The sequence below is a fragment of the Sphingomonas sp. AC449 genome, from assembly GCF_979253475.1.
The window spans coordinates 1-229 of record NZ_CEEDCZ010000128.1; the positions used below are offsets into that span (position 1 = coordinate 1).

The 229-nt window shown below is 59.4% G+C and carries 1 protein-coding gene; it reads right to left on the minus strand.

What is annotated here, in order from left to right; genetic code table 11:
- A partial coding sequence (locus tag AC0CH3_RS18095; RefSeq protein WP_465238156.1) for a sensor histidine kinase occupies nucleotides 1-229 on the minus strand: 229 nt, incomplete at both ends.

Below are 229 nucleotides of genomic sequence, written 5' to 3' on the forward strand. Positions count from 1 at the left end.
GGTTCGAACAGTTCAACGGCCTCGCCGACGATTGCCGCCAAATCAACGGGAACAAACTCCTTGGTCATCGTCGTTTCTGCTCTAGCCAGTCGTAGCGTGTCGTCGATCGTCCGGAGCAAGGCATCGAGATCTCCGCGCCTATCCGACGTCGCATTGTTTTGATCCCCGCCAAGGGCCGCAAGTTCGAGCCGCGACCGGATCCGCGTCAGCGGCGTCTTCAGATCATGAG